The organism is Idiomarina abyssalis (assembly GCF_019797805.1).
GTDB classification, from domain to species: domain Bacteria; phylum Pseudomonadota; class Gammaproteobacteria; order Enterobacterales; family Alteromonadaceae; genus Idiomarina; species Idiomarina abyssalis.
The window spans coordinates 648,496-669,550 of record NZ_CP081832.1 but is presented as its reverse complement, the minus strand read 5'-3'; the positions used below and the strand labels follow the sequence as shown (position 1 = coordinate 669,550).

The following is a 21,055-nucleotide window of genomic DNA, read 5'->3' as shown; positions in this document are numbered from 1 at the left end:
TGACCTCAATGTGGAAAAGCTGATTTCAGTTTTGTGTATTAACACAACTTAGTCAATAAAAAGCCCAGCACTCGGGCTGGGCTTTAACTGTATTATGTTATTCATTAGTGAGACTGAGCTTCACCCGATCCTTTCGGATAACGAATAGACTCAACCAGCTCCTGAATATCTTCCGGGGCGTCACCAGTAAATTTATGCACAACAACCGCAACAACAAAGTTGATTATCATACCTAAAGTACCAATGCCCTCCGGTGAGATACCGAATAACCAGTTTTCCTGAGTATTTAACTCCGGAGCGACGAACTTGAAGTAAACAATGTAGCAGAAGGTAAACAGTATACCGACAACCATACCTGCTACTGCACCTGCACGGTTCATACGCTTATGGAATACGCCCATGATGATCGCAGGGAAGAAGCTCGCTGCGGCTAAGCCGAACGCGAAGGCTACCACCTGCGCCACGAAGCCGGGCGGATAGATACCGAAGTAAACCGAGATAATTATCGCGACCGCAGCTGCGAGTCGGGCGTAGAAAAGCTCCTGTCTATCCGTGATATTCGGTGCCAAATTTCGTTTCAATAAGTCATGCGAAACTGACGTCGAAATAACCAATAGCAAGCCTGCAGATGTAGAGAGCGCAGCGGCTACCCCACCGGCAGCTACAAGTGCAACGACCCAGGCTGGCAAATCAGCAATCTCAGGGTTAGCTAAAACCATGATGTCACGGTCAATAGTCATTTCATTGCGCTCATCACCTGAATAGAACATTTTGCCGTCATCGTTCTTATCTTCCCAAGTGATCAGACCGGTTTTTTCCCAGTTTTTAATCCAGCTTGGTGCGTTTTCATATTCAACACCCGTTAATTCAGGACCGTTGATAGTATTGAACATGTTGACCTTGGCAAACGCAGCAATAGCAGGCGCTGTTAAGTAAACCACAGAAATAAAGGTCAGAGCCCAGAACGCAGAGCGACGCGCATCGCGTACCTTAGGTACGGTGAAGAAGCGCACGATAACGTGAGGCAAACCAGCAGTACCAACCATTAATGCAGCTGTGATGAAAAACACATCGACTTTACTACGCATACCTTCTGTATATGCGGCAAAACCAAGTTCCTGAGACAGTCCATCGAGCCGGTCAAGCAGGTAACTTCCTCCGCCCGGAACGTCTTGAGCTATGGTTGCGCCAAAGCCAGTTTGGGGCAAGAAATGGTCCGTCATTAATAGTGAGATGAATACAGCAGGTACAACATAAGCAAACATCAGTACAACGTATTGTGCAACCTGTGTGTACGTGATTCCCTTCATACCACCGAGTACGGTGTAGAAGAAAACGATGATTGCGCCAATAATAACACCCGTTGCAATATCCACTTCCAGAAAGCGGGAGAATACAACACCGACACCACGCATTTGTCCTGCAATGTAAGTAAAGCAGATCAAGATAGCGCAGATTACTGCGATAGTACGAGCGGTTTGTGAATAGTAGCGGTCGCCAATGAAGTCCGGCACAGTGAATTTGCCAAACTTGCGTAGGTAAGGAGCAAGGCACATGGCCAATAAGACATAACCACCTGTCCAGCCCATTAGGTAAACAGAACCATCATAACCAGCGAAGGCTACGATACCCGCCATTGAGATAAAAGAAGCAGCTGACATCCAGTCAGCAGCTGTGGCCATCCCGTTCATTACCGGGTTAACACCACCGCTTGCTACATAAAAGTCATTCGTTGAGCCAGCACGTGACCAAATTGCGATACCAATGTATAGCGCGAAGGTCAGGCCGACGATTATAAAGGTGAGCGTTTGAATATCCATAGCGCCTTAGTCCTCGTGTACATTATATTTGTTATCTAACGCGGCCATGCCCTTCACATAAATGAAGATGAGCACGATGAAAGTCAGAATGGAGCCTTGCTGTGCAAACCAAAATCCCAGCTTAAAGCCAAAGAAAGTAATTTCGTTAAGCACGTCCACCAGTATAATTCCAAAGCCATAGGAAACGATAAACCATACAACTAACAGCTTGAGCATCAAGCTGAGGTTTTCTTTCCAATACGCTTTGGCATGAGATTCGCTTTCGAATGCCATAACGTCCCCTCCAGTTGTTCAACATTATTGTTTTTGGGTCGCTAACAAATGTAAGTGGGATTGTTAATAGGGGAAATTGGACTTTGGTCGTAGCCGCTGCTGAAGCGAGGTATTTTGTGACGGACATAAAAAAAGCCCCCAGCGTAAGCTGAGGGCTGTTTTATTAATAGTCTGGCGGTGACCTACTCTCGCATGGGGAGACCCCACACTACCATCGGCGCTGGTGTGTTTCACTTCTGAGTTCGGAAAGGATTCAGGTGGTGCCACACCGCTATGGCCGCCAGACATAAACTGTCACAACATGTAAAAACTGACTGCTTTTTTAAGTAAAAGCCACTCTATTTGCTCTAATTCGGTAAAGTCGCTCGCTTGTGCGTAACGTCCCAAACACCTTGGGTGTTGTATGGTTAAGTCTCACGGGCAATTAGTACGGGTTAGCTCAACGCATTACTACGCTTCCACACCCCGCCTATCAACGTTGTCGTCTTCAACGACCCTTCAGAGCACTCTAAGTGCTAGTGAGAGCTTATCTCGAGGCTCGCTTCCCGCTTAGATGCTTTCAGCGGTTATCGATTCCGAACGTAGCTACCGGGCAGTGCCATTGGCATGACAACCCGAACACCAGCGGTTCGTCCACTCCGGTCCTCTCGTACTAGGAGCAGCTCCTCTCAACTCTCAAACGCCCACGGCAGATAGGGACCGAACTGTCTCACGACGTTCTAAACCCAGCTCGCGTACCACTTTAAATGGCGAACAGCCATACCCTTGGGACCGACTTCAGCCCCAGGATGTGATGAGCCGACATCGAGGTGCCAAACACCGCCGTCGATATGAACTCTTGGGCGGTATCAGCCTGTTATCCCCGGAGTACCTTTTATCCGTTGAGCGATGGCCCTTCCATTCAGAACCACCGGATCACTATGACCTACTTTCGTATCTGCTCGACGTGTCTGTCTCGCAGTTAAGCTGGCTTCTGCCATTGCACTAACCGTACGATGTCCGACCGTACTTAGCCAACCTTCGTGCTCCTCCGTTACTCTTTGGGAGGAGACCGCCCCAGTCAAACTACCCACCAGGCACTGTCCACAACCCCGATAAGGGGCCAATGTTAGAACATCAAACATACAAGGGTGGTATTTCAAGGATGGCTCCACATCAACTAGCGCCAATGCTTCTAAGCCTCCCACCTATCCTACACATGTAGGTTCAATGTTCAGTGCCAAGCTGTAGTAAAGGTTCACGGGGTCTTTCCGTCTAGCCGCGGGTACACAGCATCTTCACTGCGATTTCAATTTCACTGAGTCTCGGGTGGAGACAGCGTGGCCATGGTTACACCATTCGTGCAGGTCGGAACTTACCCGACAAGGAATTTCGCTACCTTAGGACCGTTATAGTTACGGCCGCCGTTTACCGGGGCTTCGATCAAGAGCTTCGTCCGAAAACTAACCCCATCAATTAACCTTCCGGCACCGGGCAGGTGTCACACCGTATACGTCCACTTTCGTGTTAGCACAGTGCTGTGTTTTTAATAAACAGTCCCAGCCACCTGGTCACTGCGACCACCAACAGCTCATGACGCGAAGTCAATCACCGCCAGTGGCGTACCTTCTCCCGAAGTTACGGTACTATTTTGCCTAGTTCCTTCACCCGAGTTCTCTCAAGCGCCTTAGTATTCTCTACCTGACCACCTGTGTCGGTTTGGGGTACGGTCAATGTTCATCTGAAGCTTAGAGGCTTTTCCCGGAAGCATGGCATCAATGACTTCGCACCCGTGGGTGCTCGTCTCGTGTCTCGGCCTTAAGGACCCGGATTTACCTAAGTCCTCAGCCTACGCACTTTCACCGGGACTACCAACGCCCGGCTCACCTAGCCTTCTCCGTCCCCCCATCGCAATGAACATCGGTACAGGAATATTAACCTGTTTTCCATCGACTACGCGTTTCCGCCTCGCCTTAGGGGCCGACTTACCCTACCCTGATTAGCATGGGATAGGAAACCTTGGTCTTCCGGCGTGGGAGTTTTTCACTCCCATTATCGTTACTCATGTCAGCATTCGCACTTCTGATATGTCCAGCGTGCTTCTCAACACACCTTCACCCACTTACAGAACGCTCCCCTACCCCGCATACATAGTATGCAGCCGCAGCTTCGGTGTATGGCTTAGCCCCGTTACATCTTCCGCGCAGGCCGACTCGACTAGTGAGCTATTACGCTTTCTTTAAAGGGTGGCTGCTTCTAAGCCAACCTCCTAGCTGTCTCTGCCTTCCCACATCGTTTCCCACTGAGCCATAACTTCGGGACCTTAGCTGGCGGTCTGGGTTGTTTCCCTCTTCACGACGGACGTTAGCACCCGCCGTGTGTCTCCCGGATAGTACTCATTGGTATTCGGAGTTTGCATGGGGTTGGTAAGTCGGGATGACCCCCTAGCCCAAACAGTGCTCTACCCCCAATGGTATTCGTCCGAGGCTCTACCTAAATAGATTTCGGGGAGAACCAGCTATCTCCGGGCTTGATTAGCCTTTCACTCCTAGCCACAAGTCATCCCCTAATTTTTCAACATTAGTGGGTTCGGTCCTCCAATTGATGTTACTCAATCTTCAACCTGCTCATGGTTAGATCGCCCGGTTTCGGGTCTATACCCTGCAACTCAACGCCCAGTTAAGACTCGGTTTCCCTACGGCTTCCCTATACGGTTAACCTTGCTACAGAATATAAGTCGCTGACCCATTATACAAAAGGTACGCAGTCACGGAACAAGTCCGCTCCTACTGCTTGTACGTACACGGTTTCAGGTTCTGTTTCACTCCCCTCGCCGGGGTTCTTTTCGCCTTTCCCTCACGGTACTGGTTCACTATCGGTCAGTTGGGAGTATTTAGCCTTGGAGGATGGTCCCCCCATGTTCAGTCAGGATATCACGTGTCCCGACCTACTCGATTTCACTTATCCTGTGCCGTCACATACCGGGCTCTCACCGTCTGTGGCTCCGCTTCCCATCGGATTCTGCTAGCACAAGTTAAGCTTAAGGGCTGCTTCCCGTTCGCTCGCCGCTACTGGGGAAATCTCGGTTGATTTCTTTTCCTCCGGGTACTTAGATGTTTCAGTTCTCCGGGTTCGCTTCCTGGCACCTATTGATTCAGTGCCGGATACTCTGTAAACAGAGTGGGTTTCCCCATTCGGAAATCCATGACTCAAATGCCTCTTACTGGCTTATCATGGCTTATCGCAAGTTAGTACGTCCTTCATCGCCTCCAACTGCCTAGGCATCCACCGTGTACGCTTAGTCACTTAACCATACAACCCGAAGGTGTCTGGCATACGTGACCAAGATTGTTTGTTCTCGCTGTACACAAGTTCGATACGCCTCTACCAAATCAGTTTGTTCAAGTAGAGTGGCATTTCTTACTTTTAATATTACAATCAGCTTTTCATGTTGTTAAAGAGCACGTAACACTAAGTTACCGGTAAACATTCTTTTGCAAGAACACTTAACGCTAACGGTTACGAAGAGAAGAAATGGTGGAGCCAAGCGGGATCGAACCGCTGACCTCCTGCGTGCAAGGCAGGCGCTCTCCCAGCTGAGCTATGGCCCCTTTGGTGCGTGGCTTTGCGATAACACTCCAGCGCCGCGTTACTGCACCTCATTCGCTCAGTCACGTACCAACGTACGCTCCTTCACTCATATCGGCTTGCGCCTTGCTCTGAAGCGTTCTCGCTGCGCTTAACATCGCGAGCTTGAATCGCTAAACCCAATAAGGGAATTTCAAGCGAGGGCAAGGCGGAAGCCGAGGAAGTGTACATCAGTACACGACGAGGTTTCCAACGCAGCCATCGCGCAGAAATGGTGGGTCTGGGCAGACTTGAACTGCCGACCTCACCCTTATCAGGGGTGCGCTCTAACCAGCTGAGCTACAGACCCAGTTTTCTTCTCTTTTCATATCAAGCCTGCAAACTGTGTGGACACTCACTTCCGTAAGCTGTTTTGTAAGGAGGTGATCCAGCCGCAGGTTCCCCTACGGCTACCTTGTTACGACTTCACCCCAGTCATGAACCACACCGTGGTGATCGTTCTCCCGAAGGTTAAACTAACCACTTCTGGTGCAGCCCACTCCCATGGTGTGACGGGCGGTGTGTACAAGGCCCGGGAACGTATTCACCGTGGCATTCTGATCCACGATTACTAGCGATTCCGACTTCATGGAGTCGAGTTGCAGACTCCAATCCGGACTACGACGCACTTTATGAGATTCGCTAACCATCGCTGGCTTGCTGCCCTTTGTATGCGCCATTGTAGCACGTGTGTAGCCCATCCCGTAAGGGCCATGATGACTTGACGTCGTCCCCACCTTCCTCCGGTTTATCACCGGCAGTCTCCCCAGAGTTCCCACCATTACGTGCTGGCAACTAAGGATAAGGGTTGCGCTCGTTGCGGGACTTAACCCAACATCTCACAACACGAGCTGACGACAGCCATGCAGCACCTGTCTCAGTGTTCCCGAAGGCACTAATCCATCTCTGGAAAATTCACTGGATGTCAAGGGATGGTAAGGTTCTTCGCGTTGCATCGAATTAAACCACATGCTCCACCGCTTGTGCGGGCCCCCGTCAATTCATTTGAGTTTTAACCTTGCGGCCGTACTCCCCAGGCGGTCAACTTAGTGCGTTAGCTGCGTTACTCACGTCTTAATGACACGAACAACTAGTTGACATCGTTTACGGCGTGGACTACCAGGGTATCTAATCCTGTTTGCTCCCCACGCTTTCGTACCTCAGCGTCAGTCTCTGACCAGGTGGCCGCCTTCGCCACTGGTATTCCTTCCAATATCTACGCATTTCACCGCTACACTGGAAATTCTACCACCCTCTTCAGGACTCTAGCATGCCAGTTCAAAATGCAATTCCCAGGTTGAGCCCGGGGCTTTCACATCTTGCTTAACACGCCGCCTACGTACGCTTTACGCCCAGTAATTCCGATTAACGCTTGCACCCTCCGTATTACCGCGGCTGCTGGCACGGAGTTAGCCGGTGCTTCTTCTGCGACTAACGTCAATAATGTGCGCTATTAACACACACTCCTTCCTCGTCGCTGAAAGTGCTTTACAACCCGAAGGCCTTCTTCACACACGCGGCATGGCTGCATCAGGGTTTCCCCCATTGTGCAATATTCCCCACTGCTGCCTCCCGTAGGAGTCTGGGCCGTGTCTCAGTCCCAGTGTGGCTGATCATCCTCTCAGAACAGCTAGGGATCGTCGCCTTGGTGAGCCTTTACCTCACCAACTAGCTAATCCCGCTTGGGCTCATCTTTAGGTGTGAGGCCCGAAGGTCCCCCACTTTGGTCCGTAGACATTATGCGGTATTAGCCACAGTTTCCCGTGGTTGTCCCCCGCCTAAAGGCAAATTCCCAAGTATTACTCACCCGTCCGCCGCTCGTCAGCAGAGAAGCAAGCTTCTCTCTGTTACCGCTCGACTTGCATGTGTTAGGCCTGCCGCCAGCGTTCAATCTGAGCCATGATCAAACTCTTCAATTAAAAGTAGTTCAATCAACTCAATGAATTACGCGTTTTTGCTTAGCTTCATTAATGAAACCTTGCTGAACACTCATTCAAAAGTTGCAATACAAATATTTCTGTTTGCTTACTTCTGCAAGTGCCCACACAGTTTGCTTGGCTTGATATAATTGTTAAAGAGCGTTGCTTCTTTCGAAGCAGGGAGGCGTATTCTACACTTCCCAGTCGTTTCGTCAACCACTTTTTAGCGGCTTTTTTTTCAGCCCGGTTGAAACAAAACACCGTTGCCTGAATCCCTTTCGGATAACTCATGACAACGGCGGCGAATTATAGTGATCTCTCTGAGCCTTTCAAGATCTTTTTCGGACCACATTGATCGTTTGCTCAGAAGTTCACCAATTTGGTGTTTTAATCTTCTTTCTCTGTCTTTTCTGCTTCTTTTTTGGTCTCTTTATTGTCATTAAAGTCTGCGTCATCGTCGTCGTCATCACCAACAACATGGCCCAACTTCAATTTCTTAACATTCTTTATAGTTAATACCGGGCCTGACAAAGCATATAAAAAGAATATAGAGAACAGCACTAATGATGGCTGTGTCGCAACAATCACGAAAGCCAGTACAATGACCAGTATAACTAAAAATGAAACTTTACCTTTCCAGTCAACGTCTTTAAAAGAGTGGTAACGGAAGTTGGTTACCATCAATAGGCCGGCACAAATGGTAACAACAGCAGCGAAGCCAGCTATATCGCTTCCTTCAACACCGTATTCAGAACCAACCCAGACTAAACCGGCAACGATTGCTGCAGCGCTGGGTATCGCCAGTCCCTGAAAGAACTTTTTATCGGAAGAACCTAAGTTTGTATTAAAGCGCGCCAAGCGTAATGCACCACCAGCCACAAAAATAAATGCCGCTAACCAGCCAATTTTTCCGAGATCAGCCAAGGCATAGTTGTACATGACCAAAGCAGGTGCCATACCAAAGGATACAATATCAGCCATACTGTCGAATTCAGCACCGAAATCGCTCTCTGTATTGGTCATTCTTGCAACCCGACCGTCCAGCCCATCAAAAACCATTGCGATAAAAATTGCTACAGCCGCCTCAATAAAGCGATCGTTCATTGACGCAACTATGGCATAGAATCCCGAAAACAGGCCTGCAGTTGTAAACAAGTTTGGCAATAAATAGATACCGCGGCTCTTACCACTGGCATTTGAGCTGTCATTACTCATGTATAGAACACTCTTTAGTCACTAATATGAAAGTAGTCAGGTTATCACATTAGGGCTTCGAACAGGAAATGCCCGAAGCCCTGTGTGGTTATTGCGTGATCACTAACCGCTCATTTTCAACACTTACTTTGATCGGTTTAGCAGGCTCAAGTTCCCCTGACAAGATTTTTTGCGCTAACGGGTTTTCCAGCTCATGCTGAATTGCACGTTTAAGAGGGCGTGCCCCGAACACAGGATCGAACCCAGTTCTAGCAAGGTGAGATAAAGCGTCATCATCCAACTCAAGCTGATACTCTTTTTCTTCCAGGCGCTTATAAAGAAGCTGCAACTGGAACTGCGCAATAGAGCGAATTTCACTTTCTCCAAGAGGATGGAAAACAACGGTTTCATCCACACGGTTAATGAACTCCGGACGGAAATGATGCGCCAGCACTTCCATTACCTCAGCCTTCATCTGCTCATAAGTATGCTCTTTGGCATGCTCCTGAATTAAATCGGAGCCAAGGTTAGAGGTCATAATAATAACGGTGTTTTTGAAATCGACCGTGCGCCCTTGCCCATCGGTTAAGCGACCATCGTCCAATACCTGCAATAAGATATTAAAGACATCTGGGTGAGCCTTCTCAATTTCGTCGAGCAAAATTACCGAATAGGGTTTACGCCGCACGGCTTCGGTTAAGTAACCACCTTCTTCATAGCCAACATAGCCAGGAGGCGCACCAACCAGACGAGCAACCGAGTGCTTCTCCATGAACTCGGACATATCAATACGTACCATCGCATGGTCAGTATCAAACATGAAGTTCGCTAAAGCCTTAGATAATTCTGTTTTACCCACACCGGTTGGACCAAGGAATAAGAATGAACCAATAGGACGGTTTGGATCCCCAAGCCCCGCGCGTGAACGGCGAATGGCATTGGAAACCGCATCTACGGCTTCATTTTGACCCACTACCCGACTGTGGATTTGTTCTTCCATCTGCAACAGCTTTTCGCGCTCGCCTTCGAGCATTCTGTTAACCGGAATACCCGTCCAGCGTGACAATACGTCAGCAATTTCTTCTTCGGTAACACGGTTTTTGAGCAAGCTCATATCCTGCATTTCAGCCTGCAAGGCTAAATCCAGCTGACGTTCGAGTTCAGGAATACGACCATACTGAAGTTCAGACATACGATTTAAGTCACCGGCGCGGCGAGCAATGTCCATATCGGTACGAGCCTGTTCTAACTGAGCTTTAATATGCTGGGTACCTTGTACTGCCGCTTTCTCTGTATTCCAGACCTCTTCCAGTTCTTCGTATTTACGTTCTTGTTCATCAAGCTCGTCGTGCAGAATTTCCAGGCGTTTCTTGCTGGCATCATCTTTTTCTTTCTGTAACGCCTGACGTTCAAGCTTCAATTGAATAATCCGGCGCTCCAGACGATCTAAATCTTCCGGCTTAGAGTCGATTTGCATACGAATACTTGATGCCGCCTCGTCAATTAAGTCGATGGCCTTATCCGGCAGTTTACGGTCACTGATATAGCGATGCGATAAAGACGCCGCGGCCACAATGGCTGGGTCTGTAATTTCCACCGAATGGTGTAGTTCGTAGCGCTCTTTCAAACCACGTAAAATAGCAATGGTGTCTTCCACGTTCGGTTCTTCCACCAGAACTTTCTGGAAGCGTCGTTCAAGTGCTGCATCTTTTTCAATATACTGACGGTATTCATCCAGCGTAGTAGCACCGACACAGTGCAGTTCGCCACGCGCCAGGGCAGGCTTCAACATGTTGCCGGCATCCATCGCACCGTCCGCTTTACCAGCACCAACCATGGTGTGCATCTCGTCAATGAACAAAATGATGCGGCCTTCTTCTTTAGAAAGCTCGGTTAATACAGCTTTGAGTCGCTCCTCAAATTCACCGCGGAATTTCGCCCCCGCTAATAAAGCCCCTAAATCCAGAGACAATACTCGTTTATGCTTTAAGCCTTCAGGCACTTCACCGTTGACGATGCGCTGTGCCAGTCCTTCAACAATGGCGGTTTTACCGACACCGGGGTCACCAATAAGTACCGGGTTGTTTTTAGTACGGCGCTGCAATACCTGAATCGTCCGACGAATTTCTTCATCACGGCCAATAACAGGGTCTAGCTTGCCCTGCTCCGCACGTTCCGTTAAATCTATAGTGTACTTGTCCAGCGCCTGGCGTTTATCTTCGGCATTAGGGTCATCCACTTTTTCACCATCGCGAATATCGTTAATGGCTTTTTCCAGCGCATCACGTTTTATGCCCTGCTGACGAAAAATATCCCCCAGCTTACCTTTATCTTCCGTTGCAGCCAGTAAAAACAGTTCGGACGAAATGTACGAGTCATTTCGTTTCTGCGCGTACTTATCACACAGGTTTAAAAGTTGAGCTGTGTTCTGTGACAGCTGAACGTCACCGCCTGTACCCTCAACCTGAGGTAACGCATCCAGAGCTTTCGACAGGTTTGCTCTGAACTGGGGGATATCCACGCTCAGCATCGTGAATAAAGGGCGAACTGAGCCACCGTTTTGATCCAACAGTGCCTGCATTAAATGGATGGGTTCTATGAATTGATGGTCACGTCCCAGAGCAATTGACTGAGCATCAGCAATTGCCATCTGAAACTTACTGGTAAATTTATCGTGTCGCATCGGTACTTCCTCACTTAATTCTTTCGTTAAGTTAGATGTGGGTACTTTTTGCGCATTTTCAAGTGACTAAAATTAATTTCGCCAAATAATTGACGCAAATCTTGCTACAGCTTTTTCTTTACGCCACGAATACCAGCTTGTGTTATTGCCGACCGTACATTCGCCGCTTTTGGTAATATTGTTTAGTCCCGCGCGTAAACACTCTGCCTCTGCAATTGAGGCTAAATCGGCTAACCATTTATCAGCGTGAGAAAGAAAATATTTTGCATGAGACGAACAGCGTGTAACGAACGCATCTCTTACGTCATCACCTACTTCAAAAGCCGGAGCGCCGATAGACGGTCCTATCCAAATGCGAATGTTAGCCGCTGGCGTTTTAAAATTTGCCAACGCATTTTGTAATACTCCGTCGGCTAAACCCCGCCAACCTGCGTGCACTGCTGCAATTTCCTTTCCGTCATCTGAACAACAAAGAATAGGCAGACAGTCTGCGGTTAAAACTGCACAGACACTCTGGGGTAGGTCACTGTAGGCAGCATCCGCAACAGCGGACTTAAAAGGCCAACGCAAAACCCTATTCGTATGTTGTTGTTGCAACCAGGTAACCGCGGTTGGCAGTTTGAGTGAACGTTGCAGTTGTCGGCGACGTAGCAGAACAGCAGCCGGGTCGTCTCCCACATGAACCGCTAAATTGCCAAACTCTCTGGTTGTCACTGCCGCATGAACGTTCGGCGGCAGTTCCCAGTCCGGCGTTAAAATGGCCTCATGCCGATTTAAAGCGTTCGTTATCAATTCGCAACTCTTCAATCAAATATTGAAAATCTGTGGGGCGCGGAACATTAAACTCCAGCCAATCCCCGGTAATGGGGTGGTGCAAGCCCAGCGATGCCGCATGCAAAGCCTGGCGGTTAAATCCTCGCAAAGTTTGTAATAGACGATCTTCGGCCTGCTTCGGCGGACGCGGCCGGCCACCATAAGTTAAATCACCGACCAACGGGTGGCGAATATGCGCCATATGTACGCGGATCTGGTGAGTTCGACCGGACTCTAAGCGCAAACGCAATAACGTATGTGCCCTATAACGGTCCAACACACGATAATGAGTAACCGCCGGTTTCCCAGACTGAACAACTGCCATATGTGTGCGCTTCGTCGGATGTCGTCCAATAGGTTCATCAACCATACCACCCGCCGTCATAACGCCGTTACAAACAGCCTCGTACTCACGAGTGATTTCCCGCGCCTGCATCATTGACACTAATTGAGTCTGCGCCGGTACATTACGTGCTACCACCATTAATCCGGTGGTATCTTTGTCTAAACGATGAATAATTCCCGCCCGTGGCACTAAGTCGAGTTGTGGATCATAGTGCAGCAAACCGTTTAATAAGGTTCTGTCTGGTGCACCGGCTCCGGGGTGAACAACGAGCCCTGCCGGTTTGTTAATAACCAGTATATCCTCGTCTTCATAAACGATATCCAGTTCTACCGGTTGCGCTTCGTGCCGCTCTTCACTTTCAATTTCAGCGTCAACAGCAACTAAAGTTCCGGCCACCACTTTTTCTCGTGGTTTTTCGACAACTTTAGTATCAACGGTCACTTTTCCATCAGTTATCCAGCTTTTTAGCCTTGACCGGGAGTAGTCGGGGAACAACTCTGCAAGTGCCTGGTCTAATCTTTTTCCAGCCAGAGACTCGGTAACAATGGCTTCTAATTCAATGCTTTTGTTCATATATTGGGTTTCGACTGTCAAAGCCTTTACGGCTGCGTTAGAATGCAAGAATATGCTAGTGTAACGGTTTGCCGGTGCAGCGCCAAAAAAATAAAGGGAATCCTTCATAATATGTTTAGTAATAAGTTAGGCCGAAGCGTCGTTTTATCATCGGTTCTGGGGTTAATGTTAGCTGGTTGCTCAAGTCAATCAGAAGAAGAACAGGTGTCAAAAACACAAATAGAAGCTATGTATGACCAGGCTCAGGAGAGCATGTCTAACGGCAACTTAAATTTGGCACAAGAACAATTGTCGAACCTTAACCGCCGTTATCCTTTTGGTCCTTTCGCTCATCAAATTCAGTTAGACCTTATCTATCTACACTACAAGTTAGATAATACTGATGAAGCTCTGGCCGCTATCGATCGCTTTATTAGCCTCAATCCAAACCATAAAGATGTGGATTACGCGCTTTACATGCGCGGACTGGTAAACCAGAGAGCGGAACATAATGCGATACACGAACTCGCAGGTGTTGATCGTTCCGATCGTGACTCTTCGATGGCTCAGGAAGCGTTTAAAGATTTTGCTGAACTCATCCGCAAGTATCCGGATAGTGAGTACGCAGCAGACGCTAAACAACGTTTAATTGCATTGAAAAGCCGTTTAGCTAAGAAAGAATTGGCTATTGCGCAATACTATATGGAGCGCCAGGCTTATTTAGCAGCGGCTAACCGTGGACGTTATGTATTAGAACACTTCTCGGACACCCCGGAAGTAGAAAACGCATTAGCCATTATGGTAGAAAGTTACGATCAGCTTGAATTGCCTGAATTACGTGAAGACGCAATGAAGGTATTGCGAGCTAACTTCCCGAATAATCAGTTAGTTTCAGCTCGCTAATTTTAGCCATTCATTCGACGCGGTAATTTATACCGCGTCTTCGTTTTCCTCTCCGGTACGAATACGAATGACCCGTTCAATATCGGTAATAAAAATTTTGCCATCACCAATTTTACCGGTCTGAGCCGTTTCCATTATCGCCTCAATACAACGCTCAACTTCGCTGTCAGCAACCACAACTTCCAGTTTCACTTTGGGCAGGAAATCGACCATATACTCAGCGCCCCGATAAAGCTCGGTGTGACCTTTTTGACGACCAAAGCCTTTTACCTCTGATACCGTCATACCAGCAATTCCAACCTCAGACAGCGCTTCACGCACATCGTCTAATTTAAACGGTTTAATAATGGCTTCAACTTTTTTCATCAGTGTTGTCCTATTGACCTTGTCGCTGTAATTCATGGCGATAGTGACTGGTAATAGGGTAACGACGATCTTTACCAAAATTACGAGGCGTTACTTTAGGGCCAACTGCAGATTGTCTGCGTTTATATTCATTCAGATCCACTAAACGAATAACCCGACGCACATCATCTTCTGCAAACCCTGCCGCAACAATATCGGTTACCGACCAGTCCCTCTCTACATACAATGCCAGAATGCGATCTAAATCGCTATAGTCGGGTAGAGAATCAGAATCGACCTGGTCTGGTGCTAACTCAGCCGAAGGAGGCCTGTCGATGACACGTTGCGGGATGCACGAACCACGACTATTTCTGAACTCAGCCAATTGATAAACCAGTAATTTCGGAATGTCTTTAATTGGCGCAAACCCGCCGCACATATCGCCGTATAAAGTGGCATAACCGACAGCCATTTCACTTTTATTGCCCGTTGCTAACACAAGCGAACCGGTCTTATTCGACAAGGCCATAAGCAATACGCCGCGGCAACGCGACTGTAAGTTTTCTTCTGTCGTGTCGGTTTCAGTTTCACCGAATAATGGCGACAGTTGATTCATAAACTCGTCAAACATAGGTTCAATCGGCACCACATCATAACGAACACCCAGCGTTTTCGCCTGCTGTTCTGCGTCTTCCAGACTCATATCCGAGGTATAACGAAACGGCATCATTACGGCATGAACTTTATCGGCACCTAAAGCGTCACTGGCAATTGCCAGGGTTAGTGCTGAATCAATGCCGCCCGACAAGCCCAGAGCCACTCCGGAAAAGCCATTTTTAGTGACGTAATCACGCACAGCTAATACCAACGCATCGTATACATGAGCCAGGTCGTTCTGCTCAGCCTGAGCTTCAAATCCGTTACATACAACCTGGTTATCTTCGTAAACCACGGTTGCTGTAGTCATTTGGCAATGTGGCAACTCAGCCACCAACTTACCTTCTGCGTCGATAACCAAAGAGTGCCCATCAAAGACGAGCTCATCCTGAGCGCCGCAGTTATTCAGGTATAAAATGGGCTTGCCGGCTTCGGCAACACGCTGTTTCAGTACACCCAGACGTTGTTCGTGCTTGTTAAGCTCGTAAGGCGAAGCATTAATTGACAGCACAAGATCGATATCGTCATCCAACAATTGCTGTAGCGGTTGTGGATGCCATAGATCCTCACAAATTTGTAGGCCGATACGAACACCCTGCCATTCAAACACTTGACTCTGATGCCCCGGAATAAAGTAGCGCTGCTCATCGAAAACACCATAGTTTGGCAGGCGTTGTTTAAAATAGCGCAACAAGCATTCTCCACGATGTAAAACCGACATCGCATTAAATAACTCTCCGCCTATAGCCTGAGGATGACCAACAATGACAACGCATTCAGATGCCGCTGCACTGATTTGCTCAACCGCATTATCGACCGCCTGATGTAAGTCTTCGCGGAACAGGAGATCCTCTGGCGGATAACCCGTAATAGCCAGCTCAGGAAAGACAATAATATCGTGTTGTGCGCCCTGTTCACGTAAGGTTTTAAGAATTAAGGCGGTGTTGTTGTGAATGGCGCCAACCGTAAAGTCCAGCTGTGCCATGCACAATGAAAGTTTTGCCATAACTGCTCAGTCCAAATTTGCCATTGCCGATATCGGCCCGAATGGGGCGGAATGATATAGCAGCCCGTCCCAACGCGCAAATGATGGATTAATAGCGAAGGTCATCCGGAATGTCTTTATCGGTCGGTGGCTTCTTAGGCCGCTTAGCCTGACCTTGCTTAAACATACGCAACTGATAGACATAAGCCAGAATTTGCGCCACTGCCACAAACAGGCCTTTGGGAATTTCTTTCTCAAGTTCTGTGGTGTGATAAATTGATCGGGCAAGTCCCGGTGAAGCAACCAGAGGAATTTCATATTCCAGCGCAATTTCCCGGATTTTCGCTGCCGTTTCATCGGTTCCTTTTGCCAGCAAGACAGGCGCCTGAGCGCCTCCGTCTTCATATTTTAACGCGACCGCGTAATGCGTCGGGTTGGTTACCACAACATCAGCTTTCGGCACTTCCTGCATCATTCGGCGATTAGCCATCTCCATCTGCAAACGACGAATACGGCCTTTAACTTCAGGACTCCCTTCCGTGTCTTTATGTTCGTCTTTCACTTCCTGCTTGCTCATTCTTAAGTCTTTATTGTGCTTCCAAAGTTGGAACGGCGCATCAATAACGACAATTAAAAACATTGAGCAACTCAGCAGTAAAAACATCCAGAGCAGCGTATCCAAGGCATTGCCTATCATGGTTGGCATCTGGCCCATAGACATCTGCAATATGTCGACAAACTGCCATTTCAACAAGAAGTATGCCGAAACCGCGACCACCATAAACTTAGCAATAGCTTTGACTAACTCCACCAACGCCTGAACACCAAACATGCGCTTAAAACCGTTAAGCGGACTCATTCGGTTGGCCTTGGGGGCCATTGCCTGAGCAGAGAAGTTAATTCCGCCAAGCCAGCTATTGCCAAGGAAGGTAAAAACTACGATGAAAGCGAAAATGGTCAATATCGGCCACATCACCTCACCAAAAGCTATCGCAAAGGCTTCATAAATTTTGGTGGTATCAAAGGCCTGTTGTCGGTCAATGGTAAACATGGTCTCAAACACATTCCGCACGCCGCGATACAGCGCCCCACCAAACCAAAAGAAAGCGACCGCTGCGCTTACCAGCACAAAGGCAGTTCCCATTTCCTTAGAACGAGCAATTTGCCCTTTTTCACGGGCCTGCTGTTTTCGTCGCTCCGTGGGGTCTTCAGTACGTTCCTGATCGGTCTCAGCCATACCTATTAGCCTTTGTTAGAGAGGGGCCATTTAAGCGCATTGACTACCCAGTATTTCACACATGGTCTGTACCACACGTGCCCACTGATTCTCGAAATGAAAAATAAAGCCGCCCATGGTCAGCCAAATCACCACAAGCCCACTGACCATGGTAATAGGGAAACCTATCGCAAATATGTTCAACTGAGGGGCAGCACGAGTCATAACACCGAAGCTCAAATTGATAAGCAGTAAAGCAATGACTCCGGACAACATTGCGGTTAACGCTGCAGAGAACATATAGACCGCCCAGTCAGCAACCGCATATAAAGCATCGGCATCAAGCCCCGACATTCCAACGGGTATCGCATCAAAGCTGGCAACCACCATATGAATCATTAGCAAATGGCCATCGAATGCCAGAAAAACCAAACTGGCCAACATTAAAAAGAACTGCGCAATAACCGGCACCTGCTGGCCGTTGGTGGGGTCGACCATAGACGCAAAGCCGAGACCAATTTGCATCGCGATGATCTGTCCACCTAAAACAAAGGTCTGCAGAAATAGAATAGAGAGCAAGCCCAGGGCAACACCAATAACAACTTGTTGAGCCGTTACCACAAAGCCGCCGACCGACATCATTTCAACACCGGCATCAACCTCCGGCAGTGCCGGCGATACAGCAAGAATAATAGCTAAAGATAAGAAGATCTTAATACGGGAGTTAACGATGGTGCCGGAAAAAAGTGCCATGCTCATTATCATTGAAGACACCCGGGTCAAAGGCCACAGGTGCTGCTCCAACCACTCGAGCACAACAGAGGTTACCAGATCCATCAGCCGACCACTTCGGGTATCCGGTTAAACATCTCTATGGTGAAGTCCATCACCGTCTCTGTCAGAAAATGCCCACCAAGGCCAATAACCGCAAGAGTGACTAATAGGCGCGGTAAAAAACTTAATGTTTGTTCGTTAATTGACGTAGCCGCCTGGAAAACGGCAACGACCAGGCCAACTAACAGACCCGGCACGATAATAAAAGCCACCATAATGACAATTGTCTTTAAGGCTTCCTGGAAAATGTCGAGAAACATTTCTGGTGACATAGTGCCTCCTAGACCCCGAAACTTCCGGCCAGGGTACTCATGGTTAAACTCCAGCCATCAACCAGCACAAACAACATGAGCTTGAAGGGTAGCGAAACAATCATGGGGGACAACATCATCATACCCATGGCCATGAGAACACTGGCAACCACCAGGTCAATAATCAAAAACGGAATAAAGAGCATGAAACCTATTTGAAAGGCCGTTTTTAGCTCGGAGGTAATAAAAGACGGAATAAGTACCGACATGGGCACATCCTCCGGCTCTTCCACACCTTCTGTGCCCGAAATTTCTACAAAAGTTTCTAAATCCGTTAACCGCGTCTGCGCCAGCATAAAGGCCTTTATTGGAGCCTTCGCTCTGTCGACAGCCTCCATCGACTGTATCTCTTCATTTAAGTACGGTTGCAGCGCTTTGTCATTAATTTCGTTCAGTACCGGCGTCATAATAAAAAAGCTGAGAAATAACGCGATACCCAGCAACACCTGATTAGAAGGCGATTGCTGCAGACCAATTGCCTGACGCAAAATGGCCAGAACAATAATAATTCGGGTAAACGACGTCATCATGATGACCATGGCAGGAATGAAGGTCAGTGCCGTCATTATTGCCAGAATTTGCAGGGTTACGGAATACTCTTCACTTCCATCCGGATTTGTTTTCACCGTAACGGCGGAAATATCCTGCCAGGCAAATGCCTGATCCGGCAGCAAACACAAAAGGGTTAAAATACTAAGCCACAACCAGCGGTTCATTGTTCTTCTTTTCCTTCCAGGTTGATATCGCTCGGGAGTTCTTTTAAGCAGTCGATGCGTTGTTGGGTAACACCAAGCAACAGTTTTTGTCCACCCACTTCAACAATCACTAACCGCTCTTTAGTTCCTAAAGATACGCTACTCAATACTTTCATGCCAGACGCGCCCTGAAACTTCAGGTTAAAGCGCTTTAAAAGCGAAGCCAACACAACTATCACCGCCAAAACGGCAAAAAGCGCCAAAACCATGGCGCCTATGTCATTGCCCGAGATAATGCCGGCTTTCTCTTCTGTCTGAGCGTATGCTGCAGAGGGAATAAGCAGCAAACTAGCGAAGCTTACGAATACGTTCAATCTGACTAATAACATCGGTTAAGCGTATCCCGAATTTATCATTAACAACAACCACCTCGCCGTGTGCTATCAAGGTGCCATTAACCAGTACGTCTAATGGTTCACCGGCAACACGTTCCAGCTCAACCACAGAGCCCTGGTTCAATTGCAGCAAATTACGAATGCTGATTTGGCTACGGCCAACTTCCATTGAAATCGTGACCGGAATATCAAGAATCGCATCCAGCTTGCGTTTTTCTTCTTCGGTTACAGGCTTATCTTCACTAAGCTCTTCCAACTCGGCGGTTTGCACGTTATCCATACCCGAATGACTTGACGCTTTTCCGCCATCTTCACTCGCTTCAGATTCGCCGCCTTCTTCGTCTTCAGCAGCTGCCTGTTCAGCCATTGCTGCTTCCCAGTCATCCATATCTTTATCATCGTTACTCATGTTGCAACCTCACTTTCTCAAGCAGCAATTATTATAAATCAATGTCTTCTTCTAACTGTTGCAGCTCGGCGTCACCACCTATGCGGCGACCACCACGCGTCAACATATGAATATCAGACTTAACGGTTTCAGGACGTTTAATTTTCTCTGAAATTTTCAGAGCAACGTTGTCTCTTGAACGCCCCATTTTTGCGTGGAAGGTCGGTAAGTCCTCAATGAGCACGGTTAAATCATCCGGTAACTCAAGTGGAATAACATCCCCTTCCCGCAGCTCCATCACTTCTCGCAAGGACATTTCGGTTTGCGCCAGTTTGGCAATCATTTCTACCGGAACATCCATAATTTCGTCACGCAGCGCCTTACTCCAGCGCATATCGGTATCTTCTTTATCCGACTGCACACCAGCATCCAACAACTCGCGAATGGGTTCCAGCATTGAATAAGGCAAAGCAATATGAAAGTCACCACCGCCGCCGTCCAGCTCAATGTGGAAAGAGCTAATGACAATAACCTCAGTCGGACTCACAATGTTCGCCATGGCCGGGTTCACTTCAGAATCCAGATACTCAAAGCCAACATCCATTACCGGTGCCCAGGCTTCTTTGTAGTCTTCAAAGACAAGCTTAAGCAACATTTGAATAATGCGGCGTTCCGTAGGCGTAAATTCGCGTCCTTCAATTTTTGCGTGGTAACGTCCGTCACCACCAAAAAAGTTATCCACCAGAATAAAGACTAAACGCGCTTCCATGGTAATTAGCGCCGTCCCTTTTAATGGACGAAAACGCACCATGTTTAAACTGGTTGGTACGAACAAGGTATGCACGTACTCACCAAATTTAATCATCTGGACGCCGTTAATCGACACTTCTGCTGTGCGCCGCATCATGTTAAATAAGCTGACCCGCATATGACGGGCAAAACGCTCATTAACAATTTCCAGCGTTGGCATACGACCACGGACAATTCTATCTTGCGATGAAAAGTCATAATCGAGCGCATCCGCAGAAGCGGACTGTTTCTCTGTATCCTCTTCTTCAACGTCATCGACGCCATGCAACAGCGCGTCAATTTCGTCTTGAGATAGTAAGTCACTCACCGC

General features: G+C 48.1%; 16 protein-coding genes, 2 tRNA genes and 3 rRNA genes. 1 reads left to right on the top strand and 20 read right to left on the bottom strand.

Annotation, left to right across the window (positions count from 1 at the left end; genetic code table 11):
• Positions 1–104: 104 nt before the first annotated feature.
• From K5X84_RS03140 to rluD, 11 genes are all read right to left on the bottom strand, one after another.
• On the bottom strand, positions 105–1,820 hold the full coding sequence (locus K5X84_RS03140) for a sodium:solute symporter family protein (RefSeq protein ID WP_199494990.1): 1,716 nt from the start codon (positions 1,818–1,820) through the stop codon (positions 105–107).
• A gap of 6 nt (positions 1,821–1,826) precedes the next feature.
• The gene (locus K5X84_RS03135; RefSeq protein ID WP_054491183.1) at positions 1,827–2,093 is read right to left on the bottom strand and encodes a DUF4212 domain-containing protein; all 267 of its coding nucleotides are present in this window, start codon (positions 2,091–2,093) and stop codon (positions 1,827–1,829) included.
• 169 nt (positions 2,094–2,262) lie between these two features.
• Positions 2,263–2,378 (bottom strand): 5S ribosomal RNA (gene rrf, locus K5X84_RS03130).
• A gap of 118 nt (positions 2,379–2,496) precedes the next feature.
• Positions 2,497–5,384 (bottom strand): 23S ribosomal RNA (locus K5X84_RS03125).
• 223 nt (positions 5,385–5,607) lie between these two features.
• Positions 5,608–5,683 (bottom strand) — tRNA-Ala (locus K5X84_RS03120).
• 249 nt (positions 5,684–5,932) lie between these two features.
• Positions 5,933–6,009 (bottom strand) — tRNA-Ile (locus K5X84_RS03115).
• Between the two features lie 66 nt (positions 6,010–6,075).
• Positions 6,076–7,618: ribosomal RNA gene (locus K5X84_RS03110) — 16S ribosomal RNA — on the bottom strand.
• The 16S, 23S and 5S rRNA genes sit together here with 2 tRNA genes alongside, the layout of an rRNA operon.
• A gap of 387 nt (positions 7,619–8,005) precedes the next feature.
• Entirely contained in the window at positions 8,006–8,833 is an 828-nt protein-coding gene (gene pssA / locus K5X84_RS03105; RefSeq protein WP_199495125.1) for a CDP-diacylglycerol--serine O-phosphatidyltransferase, read from the bottom strand.
• A gap of 88 nt (positions 8,834–8,921) precedes the next feature.
• Positions 8,922–11,495, bottom strand: coding sequence for an ATP-dependent chaperone ClpB (clpB, locus tag K5X84_RS03100; RefSeq protein WP_222236642.1), 2,574 nt, complete (start codon positions 11,493–11,495; stop codon positions 8,922–8,924).
• A gap of 72 nt (positions 11,496–11,567) precedes the next feature.
• Positions 11,568–12,287 carry a peptidoglycan editing factor PgeF gene (pgeF, locus tag K5X84_RS03095; protein WP_244994819.1) on the bottom strand — a complete coding sequence of 240 codons (720 nt, stop codon included), beginning with the start codon at positions 12,285–12,287 and terminating at the stop codon, positions 11,568–11,570.
• Positions 12,259–13,227, bottom strand: coding sequence for a 23S rRNA pseudouridine(1911/1915/1917) synthase RluD (rluD, locus tag K5X84_RS03090; protein WP_199495206.1), 969 nt, complete (start codon positions 13,225–13,227; stop codon positions 12,259–12,261). Before rluD ends, pgeF begins: the two co-directional genes overlap by 29 nt.
• A gap of 111 nt (positions 13,228–13,338) precedes the next feature.
• On the opposite strand from rluD, the gene K5X84_RS03085 reads away from it, so the two are divergent.
• Positions 13,339–14,109, top strand: coding sequence for an outer membrane protein assembly factor BamD (locus K5X84_RS03085; protein WP_199496408.1), 771 nt, complete (start codon positions 13,339–13,341; stop codon positions 14,107–14,109).
• 27 nt (positions 14,110–14,136) lie between these two features.
• Here the strand turns inward: K5X84_RS03085 and glnB are convergent, their stop codons facing one another.
• The 9 genes from glnB to fliM all read right to left on the bottom strand — a co-directional run bounded on the left by glnB (position 14,137) and on the right by fliM (position 21,052).
• Entirely contained in the window at positions 14,137–14,475 is a 339-nt protein-coding gene (gene glnB, locus K5X84_RS03080; RefSeq protein WP_054490674.1) for a nitrogen regulatory protein P-II, read from the bottom strand.
• A 10-nt stretch (positions 14,476–14,485) separates the two neighbouring features.
• A complete protein-coding gene (locus K5X84_RS03075; RefSeq protein ID WP_222236641.1) occupies positions 14,486–16,117 on the bottom strand; it encodes an NAD+ synthase in 1,632 nt (543 codons plus the stop codon).
• Between the two features lie 88 nt (positions 16,118–16,205).
• Positions 16,206–17,333, bottom strand: coding sequence for a flagellar biosynthesis protein FlhB (gene flhB, locus K5X84_RS03070; RefSeq protein ID WP_222236640.1), 1,128 nt, complete (start codon positions 17,331–17,333; stop codon positions 16,206–16,208).
• Between the two features lie 30 nt (positions 17,334–17,363).
• Positions 17,364–18,149: a flagellar biosynthetic protein FliR gene (gene fliR, locus K5X84_RS03065; RefSeq protein WP_199495137.1), complete on the bottom strand. Its 786-nt coding sequence runs from the start codon at positions 18,147–18,149 to the stop codon at positions 17,364–17,366.
• Positions 18,149–18,418, bottom strand: a complete 270-nt coding sequence (gene fliQ / locus K5X84_RS03060) for a flagellar biosynthesis protein FliQ (RefSeq protein ID WP_054490666.1) — start codon at positions 18,416–18,418, stop codon at positions 18,149–18,151. The genes fliR and fliQ overlap by 1 nt, the downstream gene beginning before the upstream one ends.
• A gap of 8 nt (positions 18,419–18,426) precedes the next feature.
• A complete protein-coding gene (fliP, locus tag K5X84_RS03055) occupies positions 18,427–19,173 on the bottom strand; it encodes a flagellar type III secretion system pore protein FliP (RefSeq protein WP_054490664.1) in 747 nt (248 codons plus the stop codon).
• The gene (gene fliO, locus K5X84_RS03050; protein ID WP_054490662.1) at positions 19,170–19,499 is read right to left on the bottom strand and encodes a flagellar biosynthetic protein FliO; all 330 of its coding nucleotides are present in this window, start codon (positions 19,497–19,499) and stop codon (positions 19,170–19,172) included. The genes fliP and fliO overlap by 4 nt, the downstream gene beginning before the upstream one ends.
• Position 19,500: 1 nt before the next feature.
• Positions 19,501–19,956, bottom strand: a complete 456-nt coding sequence (fliN, locus tag K5X84_RS03045) for a flagellar motor switch protein FliN (RefSeq protein WP_054490660.1) — start codon at positions 19,954–19,956, stop codon at positions 19,501–19,503.
• A gap of 31 nt (positions 19,957–19,987) precedes the next feature.
• Positions 19,988–21,052 (bottom strand): flagellar motor switch protein FliM, encoded by a 1,065-nt coding sequence (gene fliM, locus K5X84_RS03040; RefSeq protein ID WP_054490690.1) that lies wholly within the window; start codon positions 21,050–21,052, stop codon positions 19,988–19,990.
• Positions 21,053–21,055 lie beyond the last annotated feature (3 nt).

Coding starts and splice junctions, on each gene's coding strand:
- K5X84_RS03140 (WP_199494990.1), bottom strand. CDS start 1,820: ATGGATATTCAAACGCTCACCTTTATAATCGTCGGCCTGACCTTCGCG.
- K5X84_RS03135 (WP_054491183.1), bottom strand. CDS start 2,093: ATGGCATTCGAAAGCGAATCTCATGCCAAAGCGTATTGGAAAGAAAAC.
- pssA (WP_199495125.1), bottom strand. CDS start 8,833: ATGAGTAATGACAGCTCAAATGCCAGTGGTAAGAGCCGCGGTATCTAT.
- clpB (WP_222236642.1), bottom strand. CDS start 11,495: ATGCGACACGATAAATTTACCAGTAAGTTTCAGATGGCAATTGCTGAT.
- rluD (WP_199495206.1), bottom strand. CDS start 13,227: ATGAACAAAAGCATTGAATTAGAAGCCATTGTTACCGAGTCTCTGGCT.
- K5X84_RS03085 (WP_199496408.1), top strand. CDS start 13,339: ATGTTTAGTAATAAGTTAGGCCGAAGCGTCGTTTTATCATCGGTTCTG.
- glnB (WP_054490674.1), bottom strand. CDS start 14,475: ATGAAAAAAGTTGAAGCCATTATTAAACCGTTTAAATTAGACGATGTG.
- K5X84_RS03075 (WP_222236641.1), bottom strand. CDS start 16,117: ATGGCAAAACTTTCATTGTGCATGGCACAGCTGGACTTTACGGTTGGC.
- flhB (WP_222236640.1), bottom strand. CDS start 17,333: ATGGCTGAGACCGATCAGGAACGTACTGAAGACCCCACGGAGCGACGA.
- fliR (WP_199495137.1), bottom strand. CDS start 18,149: ATGGATCTGGTAACCTCTGTTGTGCTCGAGTGGTTGGAGCAGCACCTG.
- fliQ (WP_054490666.1), bottom strand. CDS start 18,418: ATGTCACCAGAAATGTTTCTCGACATTTTCCAGGAAGCCTTAAAGACA.
- fliP (WP_054490664.1), bottom strand. CDS start 19,173: ATGAACCGCTGGTTGTGGCTTAGTATTTTAACCCTTTTGTGTTTGCTG.
- fliN (WP_054490660.1), bottom strand. CDS start 19,956: ATGAGTAACGATGATAAAGATATGGATGACTGGGAAGCAGCAATGGCT.